This is a genomic window from Bradyrhizobium japonicum USDA 6, from assembly GCF_000284375.1.
GTDB lineage: Bacteria > Pseudomonadota > Alphaproteobacteria > Rhizobiales > Xanthobacteraceae > Bradyrhizobium > Bradyrhizobium japonicum.
This window is the reverse complement of the sequence record NC_017249.1, coordinates 8,233,813-8,253,594: the sequence shown is the minus strand read 5'-3', so window position 1 is coordinate 8,253,594 and position 19,782 is coordinate 8,233,813. Positions and strand designations below refer to the sequence as shown.

Genomic DNA, 19,782 nt, shown 5'->3' with positions numbered 1-19,782 from the left:
GCGCGGCCCACGAGACGCTGGGCGGCGCGCCTTCCGAGATCCGAACGCGCCACTATTTTGGCGTTCAAAAAGCGGAGTAAGAAGATGCATCTGACAGGTCTTTCCGCAGGCAAGGCGTTCATCCGGGAGGTCGCGAGAACAGGTCAGACGATTGGAACGGTCCACACTCTCGGCGCCCTGCATCTTGGGCATGCAGAGCTGATTAGAAGAGCGGCATTGGAGAATGATGTCGCGATCGTCACAGTGTACCCGAACAAGATCCAGCTTAGACCAGGTGGGAGCTACGATTTCAATTTGGACGATGATATTGGACTTGCCCTACGTTCAGGAGCAACTGCCGTGGTTTCGTCGAGCGACACCGAAATGTTCCCGGTCGGCTATCGAACGTATGTATCGCAAGGTGACTGTGATTTGCGTTTAGGGGGGCCTGAAACTTATTTGAAGGAAGCCGTTACTGGAGCAATCCGCTGGATCTGCTATTCGAGGCCAACTCGCAGTTACTTCGGCCTGAAAGATATAGGTCAGGCGATCCTGGTAAAGCGCGCCGTCGCAGACCTGCTTCTCGATTGCGAGATAAGGTTTGTGCCGACCGTGAGATACAAGAACGGAGTGCCCATTTCGTCGCGCTTGAGGCGATTTAACCGTTCCGAGCTTGATGAGCTGTCCTGTCTCTTCACGGCACTCAACCGTTCAAGAGAAGAGATCGCCCGAGGAGCGTCAAGCGTGAAGGATCTGGTCGCGTCGGCGACATCTCGGATAGAGTTTCGACAGTTTAGACTCGAGTTTGTTCGGATTGTCGACGCTGATAATTTCAAAGATTTAGAGCAGGTCAAGCTCCCATTCTTAATTATTGGGGCTGCAATGGCTCATGGCCTCACGGTTTCCGATAGCATCTATGTTCCAGATCAGGATACGCTCCTAAATGGTGCTCAGGATATCTGGATCGATTTGCCTAAGCAGTCGTAGCGAGTCGATTACTCATAGATCTTCGCCCGAAAAAGTAGACGGGGTTAGGTGGCTCTTAGCTCCATGTCGATTGGGGCGATATATGCGAGCGGAATGAAGCCAAGTTCGGTTGTAGGAGCCCTCAATGAAGGCGAAGTTTCGCGCTGGGCTCGCGCGGTAGCGCTCAGATAGCGATCGGGCAGCGCGATGACGTTCGTCGGCGGCCTCTGTTAGGGCGGCGCAGGACGGTGTCACTGGGAAGAACAGGACCTAGCCGCGGCAGCCGGACCAGCTCCTTCGCCGTCAGGGCAACGACAGCCACTATGTTGACGCCGATGCCGTTCCCGGAAACGGCGAGGCCAGCGGTGGTGACAGCTCTCAGCGATCCATTGAGTAGATGGAGCCGGAAAGTCAATGCGATCCTTACTGCCCGACATGGTAGGGCTGGCTAGCCGCACTTTGAGATAGTCTGTTCGGGTAGCTTGTCACAGCCAAACGCCACGACAGCTCAAACCGGTGAATCGTAAGTTTGGATCCGTAAGCTCTCGCGAACAAAATCTGCGGAGATGTTATGAACAGGCGATTGGAAATCCATAGAGCGGATGATGGATATATTATCCCGCTCAGCGAGCTGGATGTAAGCGAGGGCAAGCGCTTTCAAGACGACAGCATATGGGGTTGCTTCGAGCGGTTGCGAAGAGAAGATCCCGTTCACTACTGTCAAAATAGCGCTCATGGTCCATATTGGTCAATAACGAAATACCGGGATATCGTAGCGGTCGACACAAACCACCACGCGTTTTCGTCACAGCAAGGTGTCACCATTGTCGAGGTGCCTGATAAGCACTGGACCCCAAGTTTCATCAAGATGGGGCCTCCCCAGCACGCCGAGCAGCGCAACACGGTGAGTCCGATCGTCGGGCCGGAAAGCCTGACGAGGCTCGAAACCTTGATCCGCTCTCGGGTCCGGATGATTCTCGATGGCTTGCCGCGTAATGAAGTCTTCAATTGGGTAACCAAGGTCTCCATAGAGTTGACGACGCAAACGCTCGCCACGCTGTTCGACTTCCCATTTGAGGATCGGCGACTCCTGACCTATTGGTCGGACGCAGCTGTTACAACTCCTAAAGCAGGCTATGCCATCGACAGCTGGGACAAGCGAAGCACCATCTTGTCGGAGTGCCTGGACTATTTCACACGGCTTTGGAACGAGCGCATCAATGCCGAGCCACGCCTCGACCTGATTTCCTTGATGGCGCATTCACCCGTCACACGCCATATGGAGCCAACTGAGTTTCTTGGGAACCTCATTCTACTGATCGTAGGCGGCAATGATACCACGCGCAACTCGATTACCGGCGGCCTCCTGTTCATGAGCCAGTACCCCTCCGAACTGCGGAAACTAACTGACAATCCCAAGTTGATCTCGAGCGCCGTGTCTGAGATCATTCGATACCAGACGCCGATCGCACATATGCGCCGCACTGCTGCTATAGACAGCATCGTTGGGGGAAAACCGATCAGGACAGGCGACAAGGTCGTCATGTGGTACATCTCCGGCAATAGAGACGAAGAGGTCATTGAGAACGCCAACAGTTTCGTGATCGACCGCAAGAATGTGCGGCAACACCTCTCGTTCGGATTCGGAATCCATCGCTGTCTTGGCCGACACCTTGCGGAACTGCAGTTGAGAGTCCTCTGGGAAGAGATTTTGGATGGGGGATTGAAGATCAAGGTCGTCGGCGAACCCGAGCGAATTGCATCTAACTTCGTGCACGGCTATTCCGCTCTCCCCGTGCGGATTGAAGCTTAGGCCATGATCGGGACAGTCTCGACCGCCGGTGTGCGGTGGGTGTGGATTGATGTGAACTATCTTGGCTTCTTCAAACTGCGCAGATGAATGGATAGAAGCGAAGGTTCTGTCGGCAGCTATTTATAACCGGGCAGACGTTGAATCGCCCGTGAAGAACGATACGTGAGGCGAATGCTTGGTGCACGCGACTGTCATTTTTCTATAGCTGTCAGTTTTCTATAAGGGGGCGTCTGGCCTGTTCGCGTCTCAGCTGATGACACCGGAACTGACGCGGTTACTCCAGCAGCATGGAAGCTGCGATAGAAGTCGAACACAAGGCCGCATCTTCTTCCTTGCGCATCCGGATGAATGCTCTTGGTCAGCTAGTCGTCAGCCAGTCGGCCTATCCAGACAGGCTGCGCACCCTCAATTATCCGGAGATGAAGCATGAAAGGCATTGGCCGAGCTGGTCCATCAGAGCTTGAGGCCGCGGGAGCCGAAAGCATTAGGGAATCGAGCCGTTCGAGCCCGGAGTCTGGTCTCTTCCCTGGGGAACGCGATCAGTCCTTCGATGCCGTCGTAGGGCGGATACGGTCTGAGCCTGATGTGAGAGCGGCGACGCTTGCGAACCCGCCGCCAACTTCGGACGTAGCGGCGCCAACGAGGGAGGAGATAAAGGCAGCAAAGCGAGAATTGAGCAGCCTGCTTGAGGAACTTGAAGCTTGCCGCCGAGCGGCCGGGCATGCCCGGAACTTGCCGGAGAGACAAGATCTGATGGATCAGGTCGTCAAAGCAGGCGCAACAGTTCTGGCGTACTACGCCAGTCTGCCACCCGATTTGGCGCGCCGAATTCTGCCAAACGATCGGGCTCGCCGGCTCCGCGATGACACTGTGAGGGAGGCTGACGAATGTAATGAAGTGGCGACCCAGATTATCTACGAGCTGGAGGAGAGCAGAAAGAAAGCACAAGGCGTGCTCGACAGCCTCAAAGACATCGCCTCGCCTGCACAGCTGAGCCGCCTGTTTACAAGCGTTGCGAACCACTATGCAGCATGCATGGAGTTGTGGGGAAAGAAGGTGCTGCGCTGTGAGCGGATGCAGTCAGTCTGTGCCGCTACCGCCCACCTTCCAGGCAGCACGCCCGCCATGCGCACGGCCGAAGATGCCGCACTAAGGCATCATACGGGCTGGGCGCTCTTTACGAAGTGCATGTATCTGCAATCGCGGATCGCTCTCGTGGAGCTTTTAGTCAACTCGCAAGCGAGCACGTTGGAACCAGACGTGCGCGACGCCCTCATGGATGAGAGCGGGAGGGTGCGCCTGCTCGGGGCCTTCATCGGAGATGTTTTTCCGGCGTTCGTCTCGACGGCCCAAGCCGTTCTGTACAGCGATGGAGCGGCGCTCGAAGCGGAGCATCGCGCCGTTCTGGAAGGAGTCATGGAACGACTTTCGGAATTTGCATCGGGGCTGAGCGGCATGCTTGACAGCCTGAGGGGGACTGCAACGGAAACTGACCTTCCGTTGCCGTTGCTGGACCAGATCGTGGAAGCTGCGTGGGTGACGGCGAACGAAGTCATGCGGCTGCTGGCATTGCAGCCAAAGACGCAAGCCACGATTGAACCGCCGGCTTGGGCTGCGCTTCCGGATAATATTGGCCCAGCGGGCGGAGGCAGTCCGGCGCGCAGAACGGGCAAAGCAAGGCCCGCAGCAGCCGCAGGAGAGGGGAGTTCGACGGCCAGCCCCGCCACGCCGCAACTCGCTAGGCCCGATGCGGCGACGGCCCCGGCGGGCAAGGTCATCGTGCTCTCGGATCTCGGTACAAAGAAACTCGCCACTCCGGAGCAGGCACGCGCGTCATCCGCTGCGGCCGATAACCTCCAGATGTGGATGGCTCCGCCATCCAGGAAAGCACTGCCGGGATTACTTGAGCGATTGGACCAGCTGCTGCAGTTCGATCTGCCGGCTCAGCAAAGCGCCGCCTCGCAAGCTCGCCACATGAAGCCCGAGGACGCCGAACACGTGTTGGATGTCGTCATCAAGCGCATGCAGACGCAGTCCTCCGAGATTGAGGCCTGTGTAGCCGCGCTGGAGGAGCCTCGCCGGCGAGGCCTGCTCACGCCTGCGCAAGTGCCTGAAGTGCACGAAAAAATAGTCCGGCTGACAAGGATGTGGTCCGAGGTTCAGGGACAGGCAAGCTCATTGAACGCGCGAAAGGCAGCAATCACAAGCGATTGCACGAAGACCTATGCGTTTCCATCGCAAGAATACCTAGAACAGTTGCGGGAAGCGGGAGAACTGGCGTCAGTGGATCCACCGCACGCCTTGAAGGGAGAGCCGGGGACGCTATTCGAAATCAAGCTGCAGCCCAGGGCGCTGCGCAGCGGTGCGATGCCAAGGCCGATGTGGGTGCACATCCATACCAAGCGCCCGGTAAATGCCTGGCAATTGGCAACGCTGGGCGATCGCGAATTCGCCGCTTGCCACGTCAAGTCCGACGAACAGCGCGGCTACAATCGGCACTGGCAGAGCGCTCGAGCCGCCGAGGGGCACGACAATGTCGTGATCCATCGCGGCAGGCTCACTCCTGTGTTCTGCAAGTCCTTGTTAAGCACCGCCGCTGGCCAGCCGTGGCAGCCCCTCCCCGATCCGGAGCACGCTTCAGCGCAGATGGCTCGACTGGGGATCCGGTGAGGTATCGTCTTGCGGCGGTGAGCCATCCGGTGACAGCGCTCATGCCTCCATCGGCTTGGCGGACTGCCTGAGCAGCGCCGAGCCCCATCAAGCTCTATCTTACAAAAGCATGGAGCCTGGAGAGAACACTCCTTTCGGGAGGGTTATCAGCCCGCAGTCCGGAGGATCGCCAATCGGCGCGCAAGCAAGCTTGCCATTGCGGGGTGTGGCGAACATCGGCGCTCGGATGAGAATGTAGGCCGCTGAGTGTTGCAAGACGGAAAACTTTGTAAAAGAAGGGACTTGAGCTGACAGCGAGTGCTTTGTCGCGGCAGGTGTCCGACAAAGGTTTCATGTGCGACCCCACGCAGCCGGCAACAATTTTTCTCTCGACAGAGCACTTGCGTCACGCAAAGTTTGCATCGGCGTCTTGCCGTAGCACCAGCGCCCCTGATGTGGGCGCACCTCATTGTAGGCAGCGATCCACTCATCGAGATCGCTCTGCAAGGCAGTGATGCTCGGATAGATCTTCTTGCGGAACACGACGCGATAGAACTCCTCGAGCACGGTGCGGTGGAAGCGCTCGACAATGCCGTTGGTCTGTGGGCTCCTCGTCTTGGTGCGGGTGTGATCGATGTCTTCGACGGCGAGGTAGAGCTCATATTCGTGATGCTCCGGATTGCCGCAATACTCGGTGCCGCGGTCGGTCAGGATCCGGTTTAGCGGGATGCCCCGCGCATCGAAAAACGGCACCACGCGATCATTCAACAGTTCGGCCGCCGTGATCGGCGTCTTGCGATCATACAGCTTGGCGAACGCCACCTTACTGTAGGTGTCAATGAAGGTCTGCTGATAGATCCGCCCGACCCCCTTCATGTTGCCGACATAGAAGGTGTCCTGCGCACCGCAATAGCCGGGGCACTCGCTCTCGAACTCGCCGTGCGCCTCCTTCTCGGACTTGGCCCTTTCCAACGCAACGAGCTGGGCCTCGGTCAGCACCAGGCCGTCCTGGGCCATCTTGGCCTCCAGCGCCGTCAGCCGCTTCTTGACGTTGGCGAGGTCGTGACGCAGCCACACCGCCCGCACGCCGAACGGGGAGATCGACAGGCCGCGGCTCCTGAGCTCATTGCTGACCCGCACCTGACCCCAGGCCGGCTGGTCGATCCCCAGCTCAACGACGGCTGCCTCGACCTCCGGCGCGACACGGTTCTTCAGGACCGGTTTCTTGCGGCTGATCTCAATCAGCGCCAGCTCGCCGCCCTTGTCGTACAGTTCCTTGAACCGGTAGAAGCTGTCGCGGCTATAGCCCATCATCCGGCAAGCCTGGCTGACGTTGCCGAGCTGCTTGGCCAATTCCAGCATGCCGACTTTCGCGCGAATGACTTCTGTTCCTGGGTCATGGTAACGTCTCCCTGTGAGACGCCGCGGGCTGCGCGGGAGCGCCCTTTGGGTGAGCGCTCCTGCTCGCCCGCAGCTCCATTCCCTGCCAGTTCAAACCTTGCCGTCAGATTAAGTCGAAACTTCTACAGACCATGACATATTCCATGTCCGGCTCGTCTGAGACCGCATCAAACATGCGCTTCCAGACGCCCGCCTTCGCCCAGTCGCGAAAGCGCGTGTACGCAGTTATCCAGTTGCCGAAGGCGCGCGGAAGATCGCGCCACGGACTGCCCGTGCGGGCAATCCACAGCGCGGCTTCGACAAACAGCTTGCCGCTCCGGCCGGGATCGCCCGGCTTGCCAAGACACAGCGGCTCCATCTTCGCCCATTGGGCGTCAGTCAAAACGAATCGGTCCATCCCAAGCTTGAATCACAACCAAGCCAGGATGAGAATCCTAATAAAAAGCCCAATTCTAACAATCTGCCAAAGTAGTGTTAGGGCGCGGATTCATTAAGGCGCAGCCATAGCCTGACTGACGCGAGTTGAACGAAGGCAAGGTAGTTGTCCTGACATCTGCTCCATTTTTTGATCTTCGCATCCAATGCCGGCGAGCCCGGGTGGATGGTCTCGTTGCTCGATGAGTTGGCCCGACACTTCTCGAGACGCCTACGAAGAAAACGGCCAACGAAACCCTCCTCACCCAGGCAACCCGGAAAGATCCCGAGCCATTCTGATGGCGAGGACACAATGACGCTGGCGCCTGCCATAGGCAATCCGCTCCTCCCGCCCGGGCGGGAGTCGAAAACTCCGGCTGGAAGCCGGGGTTTTCTTTTGTGCTATTATAGGCACCAGCTCTCGTAAACCGCCGCCAGTACAGTGCACCTCACGGCTTGAGCCGAATTGGCTTGGGCTTCGCTCCGTCCAAGGCTCGATCGTAAGCCGCAGGTGTCGGTTGGTCTGCGCTCTGCTCCACCTCAAATGGATTGGTAGAGATCTCACGTCACATGAAGTCTCCATCCGAGTCGGGCTCTGATGAAGGTTCATCATCGCTCGACGCTTTGGAGAGATACATCGAAGAATTGGTTGCGCGCTGCCATTCACCATCCCTATATCTCCACTGTTTGGACTGGGTGGGATCAAGTACCATATCATCGGGATCCACATGAACGAAGCCCAGTTGTTCTGCACGGGCTCTCGCTTCGTCATTGGCAGGACGCCAGTTCACTAGCGGCCGTTCGCCGTCTCGCCCTAGTTGGTGCTCGAGCAGAATATCGCCGGCGTTACCGACGAGCGGATGTGCAACCTGAAAATCCACGATTGATGTGACATCAGTCCGTCCGGGAAACAGTTCTCGCCACCGCTGGCTGGTGAAACCAGTCGCCATAGGAAATCCGGCTTCCGTTCTTTGGAGGCCGACGCTCGTATTTCCTAGTTGATAGCTGTAGCCGTTGTTGCACCTTTACTCGCGTCGGATCATCCCCGAAACGACCCGTGATCGCACCTACCAGGCTTGGTGGGACGGCAAGGGTAATGGGCTGCTGCGGGCAGAACTGCTTGTGGTTGTCGCGTCTGCAATTGCCTGAGAAGAGCTTGGAGCCTGACGAGCTTGCAATGCGTTATGCCGAGAAGACCCCGTCCAATGCCAGGAAATGCCTGACGCACGTGCGAGGAAGAAGCAGCAGCACCGGGCGCGCCGAGGAAACCATGCACGAACTTCAGCCGCAGCTAAGAAAAGCGATTGGGCATGGCGGGCGACACCAAATCGGAACGGTGGGCGAGATCGAGCGGAAACCAGCACACCCATGGCATTCCCCATCCTTCATTCAAAGCTCCTGCATTCTTGAAGAAGCCAGCAATCCTGAGAGTGCGACGAATCTGTACGATATCGATCAATCGGAGAGCCTGCAGCGAAGTCCGTCCAAGATTTCACGGACGTCTCCTATGGTCACGTCTCCGCGCCTGGCCGTCGTTCGAGTCGGCGCGCATCATGTGCACATGCACAAACCTCCTAACAATGCTAGCCCGTCCTATTCGTGAGAGTGCGGCTTTGGGGCCCGATTGATGCGGCCGAACATCTTGTCTGACGAGGCGCACAGGATTGCCTTCGGCTTTTCACCGCCTGACGACCCGTACTTTGCAACGCGCTTGAGGTATAGGTTGGGCGAACGGGGGGCGGACGCCCCGCCGGTCAAGGACCGAGCGGCAGCAGCGCACCTGGCAAGCAGCGGATCAGGTCGGCTTCCGGACAGGCCGCGGCGAACGCAAGGCGAATGCGGCTCGTGGTCTCGACCACACGGGCAGCGATTTTCAAGAGCCGAAGACGCAGCGTCGCGAACTCGGCAGCGGCCAATTCCCGGACTTTGGGAATGGCCTCGCGCACGGTCAGCATCAGCCAATAAGCGGCCGTATGGAGCACGAGACGGACCTGGTTGGCGAGCGCCGAACGGCAGCTGGTGCGGTCGGAGGCGAGCTGTGACTTATGCAGCTTGTCAGATTCTCGGCTTGGCCGCGCGCGCAATACAGGCTGTCGTAGATCCACTCGGCCGAGCCGACATCGAGGCTGGTGACGACGAAACGGATGTCGAGGCCGAGCATCGCCGCCTCAATACGGGCGACAGTGCGCCGTTCGCGATCCCAGGACTTTGCCTTGTGGCGGGTCTCGGTATAGCCACGCAGAACCGGCAGGTTCTCGATGGCGCGTCGGGTGCGGATGTCGTCGGCGACCTCGTCGACTTTTCTGGCGAGAGGCTTGGTGCCGGACAGACCGAAGATGTAGTCGATGCCGTTGGTCTCGCACCACGCCATTGCCTCCGGCCGGGCATAGTGCCCGTCGCCACGGAACGTAATTTGCGTGTTGTGCCATCGCGTGCGGATATGCCGTACCAGGCGGCGCAGATGGGCACGCACCTCGACGCCGCCCGGCGTCTTGCCGGGCCGCAGCACGACGGCCACGGGCCGGCTCTTATCCGTGTCGTAGACGTGGATCGACCGCCATCGAAGGCAGCTGTGACTTTCTTGGCGTGAACGGCTGGAAACGAGGATGGCAGAATCGTATCATCGGTCATGGCGGGCGTGGTTTAAGGTGATGGGGTGGCTTCGCAACCGAATCCTACGCCGCATCAGCGCTTTACACCACGCTCGCCAGCCCTCAGGCGCACTCTTACGAATAAGACGGGCTAGCGCTCCATCTCGCCCATAAGAATTTCATCTGAGACGTATCGTGGATTGGAAATGACAGTCCGCATTTCCGCATTCTTGCCCTCGTCCGCAAACAAAGCAGAGAATGAGGATCGAGCCTCGTGCGGCCGCTGCTCCGTCAGCGGCCGCATCCTTATGCCGTTCGTTTACGCTGGCGGATGGTGCGAGCCGCGCCTTCTTGTTCTCTAAAGATGATCAGAGTCATTGCTCACTCCAGCCGGCGGGTGACGGCAGCCCGATCGCTCAACTGCAGCATCGGCGAACGTTGGGTAAACGGAGAAAGCCGTTTCAGACCGCGACGCTGCCGTTACGGCCGGAACTCCTTCACGATGTCAAGCTGCGCCAGTTTTCAGGATAGATTGCTGTTCGGGCTAGCCCCATACCGTGCTCCTGCTCGATGTTCGCATTTCGGACGTCACAGATGTCATCCTTACCTGTTCGGCTAAGCTACTAGGGCGGCGATCGTGCCGTTACAGATGTTCGTCTATGGTTTCGCTCGAAATTGAGTGGCGCCGTCTCCGGCATCATCACCATGGCAAAGAGCCCGGCCGCGCTCGCGAAAAGCATGTACCAGGCGGGCGCGAGTGCGCTCCCGGTCAAGTAGATCAGCCATGTGACGACCAGTTGAGCTGTGCCTCCGAAAATGCCTATGGCAAAAGCGTAAGTCGTCCCGAAGGCGCCACCACGAATGTTCCTGGGCAAACTCTCGGCCATGCTTACGTAGAAGGCGCTATACGGAACCGTTCCGATAAGGGTGAGCGTGCCGAGGCCTCCTAAAAGTGCGAAGGCGCTGCGGCTCTCTGCAATCCACAAGAATACCGGATAGATCATCAGCAACGCAGCTGCCTGCGGCCATATCATGATGCGCCGGCGGCCTGCGCGGTCGGCGAGCAGGCCGCCCAACAGCGCCGCAGCAATGCCTGCCATATTGCTGATGAGCGTGGCGCCGAAGGCGAGAGGCGCGGATACGTGGAGGGTGTTCAAGGCGTAGGTGGTCATATATCCCGTAACGTAAGTAGTGATCGTGCAGCTGGCCAAGATGACGAATCCCAAGCTCATGATGCGGCGAGCGGCGGGCGATCGCCTTACAGGCCGGGTGACCAGAACCGGCGCCTCCGGGCGGAGAAACGTTTCGGGTAGGACGCTCCGCAGCCAAAGTCCGAACGGCAAAGTAACGGCGCCGAGCAACAGCGCGATCCGCCATCCGTATGCATTGAGCGCCTCACTTGTCATGGTGAGCGAGAGTATTTCTCCAACCAACGCTCCAGCCGTCGCAGCGACCTGTTGGCTCGCGGGCTGAAAGGAGACAGCAAGACCGCGGGCTTTGGCTGGTGCCGCTTCCATCAAGTAGGCTGTCGTTGGACCGACTTCGCCTCCGAGAGCAAAGCCCTGCAGCAAGCGTGCGAAGATGGCTAGCAACGGAGCGGAAAATCCTATTGTCTCGTACGATGGCGTAATGGCCAATAATAGGACCGCGACGCTCATCATAGCAAAGCTGGCGGTCATGGCAGGCCGGCGGCCAACCCGATCCGAATAGGAGCCGAGCACGATGGACCCGATTGGCCTGGTCACAAAACCCGCGCCGAAGGTTCCGAGTGACAGCATGAGGCTGGCGAACTGGTCGGTTGCCGGGAAGAACGCCTGACCGATCTGTATTGCGAAAAAGCTATAGGTGCCGAAGTCGTAGAATTCGAGCATATTGCCGATGGTGGCGCCCAACACCGCCCGGCGCGTTAAGCCTTCGTCTGCCGGACTGGGGACCGGCTCCAGCCTCTCTCGAGTTAATTGCCTCGCCATCCTCAACCTGATCTGGAGCGCGAACCCTGGCCCGAACATTTCCACCAGACACCGGTCGCGCAAAGTTGCAGTCCGCTTGCCCGAACTCGTCCTTCACGGCCATTGCGCCTGTCCACATGTAGCCTGAAGCGCGTCGCTACAAACCTCACGGTAACGTCTGCAATAAGAATGCCTGCCTTTCTGGGCCGATTTGACTTCTGGTCTGATCCCAGGCCTGGCCGGTAAGAGGTAAGCGGAGCTTTTCTCCCATTTGATTGACTGGTTTCGCTTCGGCTTTCGCTCTGCGATCCTTGGCTTGTCAGAGAGCCGAGAGGAGACTGAAGGCGATGGAACAATCGGGGGAGGAAGCCGAAGCTGATGGCTTTGTGGGGAAGCTTACGCGCCGGACGCGTTCTGGATGCCGGTTATGGTCTGCGGAGATCAAGGGGCGCGCTGTTTTCGAGAGCATGAAGCCCGACGCCCGGGTATGTGATGTCGCACGGCGTTATGGTGTGAAGGCCCAGCAGTTGACGACGTGGCGCAGATTGGCGCGTGCTGGCCGGCTCGCATTGGTCACGGACGACGCGGCGGATTTCGTGTCGCTCGAGCTGAGCGATCCAGTGGCGTCAGGCAAGAGCGAGGGCCCGTCGAGATTACGATTGGCAAGGTTTCGGTCCGCCTGGATGCGGACGTGTCGGCGGTGCGGATCGCGGAGATCGTGACTGCGATCGAGCGCGGCGCATGATCATTCCGGCGCAGGGACTGCGGATTGTGCTTGCTGTGCGTCCTGTTGACTTCCGGTGCGGGCACGACGCGCTGGCCGGTCTTGTGCAAAACACGCTTGGGCTCGATCCGCATTCGGGCCTGATCGTGGTTTTTCGTTCGAAGCGCGCCGACCGGCTGAAGATTTTGCTATGGGACGGCACGGGCCTCGTTTTGGTCTACAAGCGCCTTGGCCGCGATGGTCGTTTCGAGTGGCCGCAGATCAGCGACGGCGTCATGCATCTGACGCGCGTGCAGTTCGAAGCGCTGTTTGAAGGGCTGAACTGGAAGCTGCTGAGCGCATCCTCGAGGGCTTCGACGGCATCCTTCAGGTCGACGGATACCAGGGCTATCATCGGCTCGCACGGCCCAAGCGCAAAGGCGGCGTGCCGCTGCGGCTGGCCGCATGTTGGTCCCACTCAAGGCGCAAGATCATCGCAGCGACTCCGAAAGCCGGCTCACCCATCGCCGAAGCCGTTCTCGCGCGCATCGCCGCACTCTATGCGATCGAGAAGGAGATCCGTGGCGCCGACGCCCCGGCTCGGCAAACGACCCGTAACGAGCGATCACGGCCGCTCGTCGCTGAACTCGAGAGGTTTCTGCGCGAGCAAGCCGCTCGCCTGTCGCCGGGCAGCGAGATGGGCAAGGCGATCGCCTATCTCCTGAACCATTGGGATGGCCTCACCTTGTTTCTCGACGATGGTTGCGTTGAGATGGACACCAATCCCGTCGAAAATCAAATCAGGCCGCTGACTCTGACGCGTAAAAATAGTTTATTTGCTGGTCACGACGAAGGTGGTCGTTCATGGGCGCGCATAGCTTCGCTCATCGCCACCTGCAAAATCAACAGCGTGGAGCCCTACGTCTGGATGAAAGCGACGCTCAAAGCGATCGCAACCGGTCACCCGCAGTCCCGGATCGACGAGCTCCTGCCCTGGTCGTTCGGCCGCACCTCGTAATTCTCCGTCGTTGTCGCCTCCATACCCCCCGCCAGCGATTTGCAAACACGTTGATCAACAGACTGCAATCCCCACGCCAAACCTTTGCGAGTGGGACGCGAACGTCGCTTACGGTAAGAGAAATATGAGAACCTGGTGCAGTTGTCGGGCGCCGCAGACATTACGTTGCTGTGGCGGGTTTGCGACAAGACTGGCTGGCGCCGAACATGATCGACGAGGACGCGAGCCACCTCAGCGTCACGCGTTGCGTCCGCTCCTTAAACAGCCAGTCGGGGCTGCGTCATCGCCTAGACGATGCTGCCAATCAACGCGCCCGAGGCGGTCTCTTGCGCGCGAGCAAGATCACCATTCACCAGTGCTCCACTTTCCGTCGCGGCCGGATCGCCAGCGGACGGGCAAACCGCTTTCCCCCGAGCCGCTTGGGTCTGGCGACCATCAGGACCGAGGCCGTCATGCGTTCCGCGCCGCTCGCTTGCATCTTGGCTATCGCCCGAGCGAGCGCGTCGTCCAGGACGTGAGAAGGCCCAGCTGTTCGGCCGCAACACCGACGAATGCCGATCTCAAGTCGTTAGGTGAGCGCGAGCTTCAGAGTCGCCCATCTTGGTCAACCATGTGGAGAGCTGCTAAGGCTAATCGATAGCGCCACACGCAGAAGCTAGCGTTTGTGTGCCCGGGCGGGCAAGCAAGAAACGGCTACGCTTCTTCGCCAGCGGACGCTTAGAGGAAGACGGCCATTTCAGCGGCGGCTTCGCCAACAATTACAACGATTTGTCTTAATCAGGACACGAGTGAATCCTCTTTTCCAACAACAAGGCGCGAGCGCCATCTGCATGACGCGTAGCATCAATAGCAGCCGGATAAAGTTGGCGGATCGTATTGCCTCATCTGACGATGAAAATCTCAGCTTGGCCGATGTAGCTCCGGCTGACGGCCTGTCCGACGTTGCATCATGGCGCGCAGGATCGGACGCACTGGGGACATCGCGGAGTGCGCATTAAACGCAGCGGCAGCCGCAGTCCCGAGATCATCGGCCAGCGCCGCACCTTTAGCCGTGCGCGGGATGATCGTCTGGGCTGCTTTGCGTCTGAGCGATTTCTTTCTTCATTTAATCAGGTGAACAGATCGCTCCGCTCTTGCCGGACTCTCAGATCGCGCTCTCGTCTGTTCTCGCGTTGGCCCGGCTATCGCGGTCATTCTGCTTATCGGACCAAGCATAGGCTCAAGTGCAGGCCAGAACAACTGGTCGCGGACAGAGATCGAAATGCACATGTTCGGTATGGGACTGGGGCTGGCTGCGGTCAGCGTCGCCTGACCTCCTAACGAGCTTTCCGTCAGATGAAACGATGCAGGACGCAGAGCTGCGCGCCGACCGCGAGTTGAGGTGGAATGAGTTCAGGATCGGAGATGATCGCATCAGACGTGGTAGATGCAGCCGCGAGTTTGTCTTTCTTCTTCGACCTTTGTCAGCTTCTCGAAAGCCAGCCTCTCTAACACTCGAACTTGGCCTCTTGATGACGAAGCTGCCCATGCCGGAATTCGTGACGAACTTCAGCTCATTCCCTCTGGGAGATATTCTAGAGGCCTTTGGTCTCTTAACAAAAAGGAGGGCTTTATGGCTCCAAGCCCGATCGATAATGCCCGTTCACCAGAATCACCGACAGCGCACGTCTGGACACAGGAAGATCATGATTTGTTCAGCGAGATCATGAATGAAGCTGGACCATCATCGTCTGCCGCACCTGAGGAAGCGGTAGATGTCTCCTTCGCCGCTCCCCAGAGATTTTCACACGGTTCGCAAATCGCCCCTGACTCGATGGTCGATAGGCTGTTCCACCGGGGTCTCTTGCCGGACTCGGACCAGCCGACAATGACCTATGAAATCCGGGGTCACCGCTACACGGCCGGTTTGGATGAGTGTAATCGCGTTCTTCTTGTTCATAACCCTGCGGAAGACCAAGTGCTTGGGGCCGGCCGGGCGGGGGTACCGGACTTCGGAGCCTTCTTCGCGGAGAACCGACGCTATGGAAGGCCGCTACCACAGCAATGGGCCACACCTGCCCTCATAGACAAGCTGCGCGAAGAAGGTTTCATGCCGACCGCCAATAGCCCCACGACCATCCATCTTAACGGACGGGCCTACAAAGCCGAACTAGCCGAAGGAGGATTCGTTAAGCTTACGCGGGTATGAGACCAACTTGACGGTGAGCCGATCGCGCTGGGTCTGAGTCGTGCGGTCACTTTGGTTGTCCTTACCTGGATAGACGGTTCATCGCTTAGCAGTGGATTGTTCGAGCCGCCAGCGGGTACGCATCATCGGGCCCGCTGGCAGCGCTCGAGATGCACGGTCATCCTGGCCATTCGTCTGCGTGGTGCCGACCTGTCATCCGGCCGGCAATATTGTCGCCGTGTTGCTTCACTCGAGGATGTTGCTGGCGCTTGACCGATACAGCTCCGGCTGTGGGCCAGTCCGAGGTTGCACCATTGCGCGCGGGATCGGAAGAACCGGGGTGCGTCGCGGAGTGCCCAAGGCACGCCGCCGCGCCCCGGTCCCGGGATCACCGGCCAGCGCCGCACTGTTAGCCGTGCGCGGGATGATCGTCTTCTCGGCTGCTTTGCGTCTGAGGGATCCCCGTGAGCGCTGCACGACGGTGTGCCGCGGCCGAACTGCTCGGGGCGGTGCTTCGCGAGGTGACCGAGAATTACCAGGGCAAACGGGGCTCGGCCGCAAGCCAGCGCTCGATGTCGGCTGGGTTCGGCAAATTGGGCAGAAACCGGTGCCCGTTGAGCACTTGCTTGGAAACGGCGGAGGCCCTGCAAGTGCGAGGCTGGATTGTCTTGGCGGACGCGAAGGTATTCTCAAGGAGGTGGCAGCAAAGATCGCCTAGCCGCAAGGACCGTCGCAAGTGGCGCAGTCGCTTTGCGTAGCAGTGGGATTGCGTGAGCGTATTTGTCGAGGAAATCGTGTCAATTTAACACTACCAAATCTGGGCGTTCTGCAAGCAGTAGCTCCACCGTAGAGTCACGCAAGATCGCATGCACATAGGCGTGTGCAACCAGCCTCAAAAACCGGAAAAGAACGTCATGGCGAACATCAATCTCAGCTCCCAATCTATTGCAGGTGCACGCGCCGGACAGCGAGCCGCCACCGCCCGGAAAGTCATTGAATGGCGAGCGCCGGCCCCGAGACGCCGAGGCTTCCACATGATCCACGGAATGAAGCCCATGGCGCGGATGCTCGCAGCAATTAGGCGCGGGCTAGCCTTGTCCGATCTTGACCGGTGCTGCGCAATCTGGTGGCTCTATCGTCTCCATTTCGGGTTCACCGGCGACGTGATGTTGGGGCTCGCCGCGGTCAGGATTGCCCAGGAGAGATCCCGCTGCGGAATTTAGGAATCGTGGGGGCGCGCCTTCCATACGGGCTCGGCGCCCTGCCGCCGGTTACGTGTTTGGCTGGCGAGGAAAAGTGGCCGAATGCCGATTGCCTTTAGTCTCCCCCAGCCAATTGGGCCGCATTCACTTCTAGCGCCGAGGATCTGCCCGTGGGGGTGGCACCAAAGTGCAGGCAAATACGATGAGCAGATTGCAAAAACTGAACTTGCGCTCGCCCTTCACACGATCAGTAAGCTGAATTTGATGTCGGATGATGCTGCTCATGAAGGTCCCAGCAGGGGCAGACGACCGGGCCATAGCGGGGAGTGTAGGAATCAGGACGGTCTGGAATCCTTGGTCACGTCTGGTGATCGGGGGCAAGGACGCGCGGCTCGCATTCCATCTGGTGATCTTCTGCTGTTACATGAAAGGAAATGACCCGCGTGAGTTCGCGTGGCGATGCAAGGGCGGGTAGCTCGCCAAGCAATACTGCCCGAGTCGTTGCGCTGGATGGATCCTCGCGCAGAACCTCACCGACGCTGTGTACCCACGGCTTGAATTCCTCTGTGAGCGGCTCGTCCGTTGCAGACCGCCAGCCGTTCAACTCTCCCCTCGGTGAATAAGCCGTTGATCTTTCGCCAGGCACTTTGCGCCCGCCTCCGGCCGCCGCGCGATGAGACAACGGCCGCGGCTTCCCGGTCGGTCGGCGCCTTCGCAATGGTGCGCGGAATCGGCTTTGGAGCGAATTCCGGGTCAACGGATCGAGCTCTTATCACCAGAAACGAGCTCCGGTTCGCGAGCGGAGTTGCGCTCGCCTTGTCCATGCGGGCGGTTTGCAATCGAAGCAAGCCGGTGTACAGGCGTGATCGCGACATAGTCCTCGGCGGCGAATGGGCGCCGAGGACTGGGGCCATCAGCGAACTTCAGAACGGCCCCTAAGCATCTGCAGTTTGGAGCCTCGTAACAGTGAAGCCCTTAGTTGAGCTTGTAAGACGCCTGGAAGAACGTACCCCACCGTTCCATGCTGTAGTTCGCAAATCCTAGCGAGCCGCAGCCGTTTCCGCAGTCCGCGGAGTCCGCTTCCTTTTTCGTCCACATGGCCCAATAGCGGCCTCCAACGCCTAGGCTGATATTGTTGGTGACAAAGTAGGACAGAAGGCCTTCAACCTGGACGCCGCCGCCACCATTGCCGTGTTGCTCACTAAAGGTGGTCTTTTTGCGCAAGAGATGATTATCGCGGCCCTTGAAGTCGGTCCAGGGCAGGTAAGCGATGTCCGCATTCAGGCGCCAGCGCTCGGTCAGCATAGTTTCGGCGCTCAAGCCGATTCGAGGCGCATTCCATTGAGTATCTTGGCTGCCAACGATCCTATCGTCGCTCGGCTTGATACGACAAAAGTCCTGCGGATTTGTGAGCGGAACGCAACCCCTCGAGTCTGAGCTCTGGCTGTAATAGGCCCAGCCTATAAATCCGCCGATCTTGTAGTTCGTACTGCGCAGGACATCGTAACCGGCGTCGGCCGTGTAATATGCAAATCGCCCGTTTGACTCACCTGAACGAGTATTTAGGTAGGGGTATCCCTCGTGGGGCAGCCAATCTTCATCGTTCGATTTCCCTTTGTTGAAGAACCCGATACCAAGGCTACTCTTCAAGAACACTCCCCAGGGACTGTCGACACGGCCGAATACCTCCCCCGAAAGTCCGTCCAGTGCATGATAAGTGAGCCTGGAAATCAGTATGCTGGGGTCTTCAGGCCAGCCATACGGGACTGCGCTTTGATCCCACTGGAATCTTCCCCGGCTCAGCCAGAGCCGCGAGCCCCCTTCGAACGACCAACCGGACGTGTAGGGAATGGGTGGTACGCTGCCGGCTGATCTCGCATGCAGCGGCGAATCGGACTTTGGTGCGGCTTCTGGGTCCGCACCAAAGTGGTAGTTCAGACCAATTTTCCCAATGTGATAGTTGCTGGACAGGCTGGTCGTGCTCGCCGGCAAAATCGTAGACGGAGATAACTTCGCGGTCGAAGCGGTCGCGACGCTCGGCCCGCCAAAATGCAGATAGTCATACTCGACGTTCACCGACCATGAAGGCGTAAGGGCTTGCTCCACACCGAGCCCGATGACGCCACCAACTTGGCCATAGTCGAAATGGGTTTTCTCCTGTGGCAGGTCGCCCCCTTCAAAGTTGTTGACGATGTCGCCTCGATTATTTTGCCAGGCTGCACCTGCCTTGAGATAGGCAAGCGTTTGCCCGAGCGAGCCGAAGGCGTAACCGATGCGACCGGTCCCGGTCGCAAAGAGGTTCGGAGCTGCGTTGCAGTTTGCGCTTACAATCAAGTCTGAGGCTGCGAGGCAGGTGTTTGAGCCGCTCGCGACAGCTGCGCTGGCATCCAGTTCGAGGCCGTACACCCAACTATTGTTCTGCCAATTGTAGCCGATTTGGCCACCTGCGACGAAGGAGGGAATATCGACGACGTCGCCGTAGATCGGTGGGCCGAACGGATTGGTGAAAGAGGTTCGACCGTACCCGCCGCCTACATGCCCGCCAATGTAGCCTCCGGACCAGTTCCACACCGACGGTGGCAGGGCTTCTCGCCCGAGGTTCGCCATAGATGTACCCGTTGTGGCGATCGCCATGGTCGCAGCCCCCAAAAAGAGAACTCTTGATCGCATAAAGATTGCCCTGAACTTTCCCGAGTTGTAGTCGCGCTCGCTAAGTATCGCCGCACGGCAAATCGTCGGAGCACCAGGCCCCCAATAACGAGCCGGGGCCGCTCCGAAGATCACCGCACGACGATTGGTGATGACGTCCTCAACGTAGCAAGCCGCGTGCCGGAGCAATTCCTTTGTTCTGCAGGAGCTTACTAAGAGCGTGCCGCGTCAACTTCCCTACATTGGGTGGAAGGCGGACGAACGAGTGTCGAGGTTCGCTG

11 protein-coding genes and 3 pseudogenes are annotated in these 19,782 nt (G+C 58.9%); 8 read left to right on the top strand and 6 right to left on the bottom strand.

Features of this window, described 5'->3' with window-relative positions:
• Positions 1–84 precede the first annotated feature (84 nt).
• The 3 genes from BJ6T_RS38240 (at position 85) to BJ6T_RS38230 (ending at position 5,428) form a co-directional block, all read left to right on the top strand.
• Positions 85–966 carry a pantoate--beta-alanine ligase gene (locus BJ6T_RS38240; protein ID WP_014497922.1) on the top strand — a complete coding sequence of 294 codons (882 nt, stop codon included), beginning with the start codon at positions 85–87 and terminating at the stop codon, positions 964–966.
• A 550-nt stretch (positions 967–1,516) separates the two neighbouring features.
• Positions 1,517–2,758: a cytochrome P450 gene (locus BJ6T_RS38235; protein ID WP_011084659.1), complete on the top strand. Its 1,242-nt coding sequence runs from the start codon at positions 1,517–1,519 to the stop codon at positions 2,756–2,758.
• 426 nt (positions 2,759–3,184) lie between these two features.
• Positions 3,185–5,428 (top strand): T3SS effector XopP-like protein, encoded by a 2,244-nt coding sequence (locus BJ6T_RS38230; RefSeq protein WP_011084660.1) that lies wholly within the window; start codon positions 3,185–3,187, stop codon positions 5,426–5,428.
• A gap of 330 nt (positions 5,429–5,758) precedes the next feature.
• Here the strand turns inward: BJ6T_RS38230 and BJ6T_RS38225 are convergent, their stop codons facing one another.
• From BJ6T_RS38225 to BJ6T_RS44560, 3 genes and pseudogenes are all read right to left on the bottom strand, one after another.
• The gene (locus tag BJ6T_RS38225) at positions 5,759–6,769 is read right to left on the bottom strand and encodes an IS481 family transposase (RefSeq protein ID WP_011084661.1); all 1,011 of its coding nucleotides are present in this window, start codon (positions 6,767–6,769) and stop codon (positions 5,759–5,761) included.
• Positions 6,770–6,911: 142 nt separating this feature from the next.
• Complete coding sequence (locus BJ6T_RS38220) at positions 6,912–7,205, bottom strand: IS5 family transposase (protein WP_011084662.1); 294 nt, start codon at positions 7,203–7,205, stop codon at positions 6,912–6,914.
• A gap of 583 nt (positions 7,206–7,788) precedes the next feature.
• Positions 7,789–8,220 (bottom strand): annotated as a pseudogene (locus BJ6T_RS44560) (effector protein NopP); the annotation flags it as partial.
• Positions 8,221–8,399: 179 nt separating this feature from the next.
• On the opposite strand from BJ6T_RS44560, the gene BJ6T_RS44555 reads away from it, so the two are divergent.
• Complete coding sequence (locus BJ6T_RS44555) at positions 8,400–8,825, top strand: hypothetical protein (protein WP_223153745.1); 426 nt, start codon at positions 8,400–8,402, stop codon at positions 8,823–8,825.
• Positions 8,826–8,976: 151 nt separating this feature from the next.
• Here the strand turns inward: BJ6T_RS44555 and BJ6T_RS38210 are convergent.
• Both BJ6T_RS38210 and BJ6T_RS38205 read right to left on the bottom strand, forming a co-directional pair.
• Positions 8,977–9,773, bottom strand: a pseudogene (locus BJ6T_RS38210) (IS1380 family transposase); the annotation flags it as partial.
• 663 nt (positions 9,774–10,436) lie between these two features.
• On the bottom strand, positions 10,437–11,783 hold the full coding sequence (locus tag BJ6T_RS38205) for a citrate-proton symporter (RefSeq protein WP_014497917.1): 1,347 nt from the start codon (positions 11,781–11,783) through the stop codon (positions 10,437–10,439).
• A gap of 326 nt (positions 11,784–12,109) precedes the next feature.
• On the opposite strand from BJ6T_RS38205, the gene BJ6T_RS44550 reads away from it, so the two are divergent.
• The 4 genes and pseudogenes from BJ6T_RS44550 to BJ6T_RS38190 all read left to right on the top strand — a co-directional run bounded on the left by BJ6T_RS44550 (position 12,110) and on the right by BJ6T_RS38190 (position 15,671).
• Positions 12,110–12,484, top strand: coding sequence for a transposase (locus BJ6T_RS44550; protein WP_014497916.1), 375 nt, complete (start codon positions 12,110–12,112; stop codon positions 12,482–12,484).
• Positions 12,485–12,503: 19 nt separating this feature from the next.
• A pseudogene (gene tnpB, locus BJ6T_RS46520) lies at positions 12,504–12,791 on the top strand (IS66 family insertion sequence element accessory protein TnpB); the annotation flags it as partial.
• 17 nt (positions 12,792–12,808) lie between these two features.
• On the top strand, positions 12,809–13,483 hold the full coding sequence (gene tnpC / locus BJ6T_RS46515; RefSeq protein WP_223154101.1) for an IS66 family transposase: 675 nt from the start codon (positions 12,809–12,811) through the stop codon (positions 13,481–13,483).
• A 1,612-nt stretch (positions 13,484–15,095) separates the two neighbouring features.
• Positions 15,096–15,671 (top strand): hypothetical protein, encoded by a 576-nt coding sequence (locus tag BJ6T_RS38190; protein WP_014497914.1) that lies wholly within the window; start codon positions 15,096–15,098, stop codon positions 15,669–15,671.
• 2,156 nt (positions 15,672–17,827) lie between these two features.
• Here BJ6T_RS38190 and BJ6T_RS38175 read toward each other — a convergent pair.
• Positions 17,828–19,486, bottom strand: a complete 1,659-nt coding sequence (locus BJ6T_RS38175; protein WP_224517533.1) for an outer membrane beta-barrel protein — start codon at positions 19,484–19,486, stop codon at positions 17,828–17,830.
• Between the last annotated feature and the right edge of the window lie 296 nt (positions 19,487–19,782).

Bases quoted from the DNA above. Each gene is read 5' to 3' on its own strand.
- BJ6T_RS38240 (WP_014497922.1), top strand. From the start codon at position 85: ATGCATCTGACAGGTCTTTCCGCAGGCAAGGCGTTCATCCGGGAGGTC.
- BJ6T_RS38235 (WP_011084659.1), top strand. From the start codon at position 1,517: ATGAACAGGCGATTGGAAATCCATAGAGCGGATGATGGATATATTATC.
- BJ6T_RS38230 (WP_011084660.1), top strand. From the start codon at position 3,185: ATGAAAGGCATTGGCCGAGCTGGTCCATCAGAGCTTGAGGCCGCGGGA.
- BJ6T_RS38225 (WP_011084661.1), bottom strand. From the start codon at position 6,769: ATGCTGGAATTGGCCAAGCAGCTCGGCAACGTCAGCCAGGCTTGCCGG.
- BJ6T_RS38220 (WP_011084662.1), bottom strand. From the start codon at position 7,205: ATGGACCGATTCGTTTTGACTGACGCCCAATGGGCGAAGATGGAGCCG.
- BJ6T_RS44555 (WP_223153745.1), top strand. From the start codon at position 8,400: ATGCGTTATGCCGAGAAGACCCCGTCCAATGCCAGGAAATGCCTGACG.
- BJ6T_RS38205 (WP_014497917.1), bottom strand. From the start codon at position 11,783: ATGGCGAGGCAATTAACTCGAGAGAGGCTGGAGCCGGTCCCCAGTCCG.
- BJ6T_RS44550 (WP_014497916.1), top strand. From the start codon at position 12,110: ATGGAACAATCGGGGGAGGAAGCCGAAGCTGATGGCTTTGTGGGGAAG.
- BJ6T_RS38190 (WP_014497914.1), top strand. From the start codon at position 15,096: ATGGCTCCAAGCCCGATCGATAATGCCCGTTCACCAGAATCACCGACA.
- BJ6T_RS38175 (WP_224517533.1), bottom strand. From the start codon at position 19,486: ATGGCGATCGCCACAACGGGTACATCTATGGCGAACCTCGGGCGAGAA.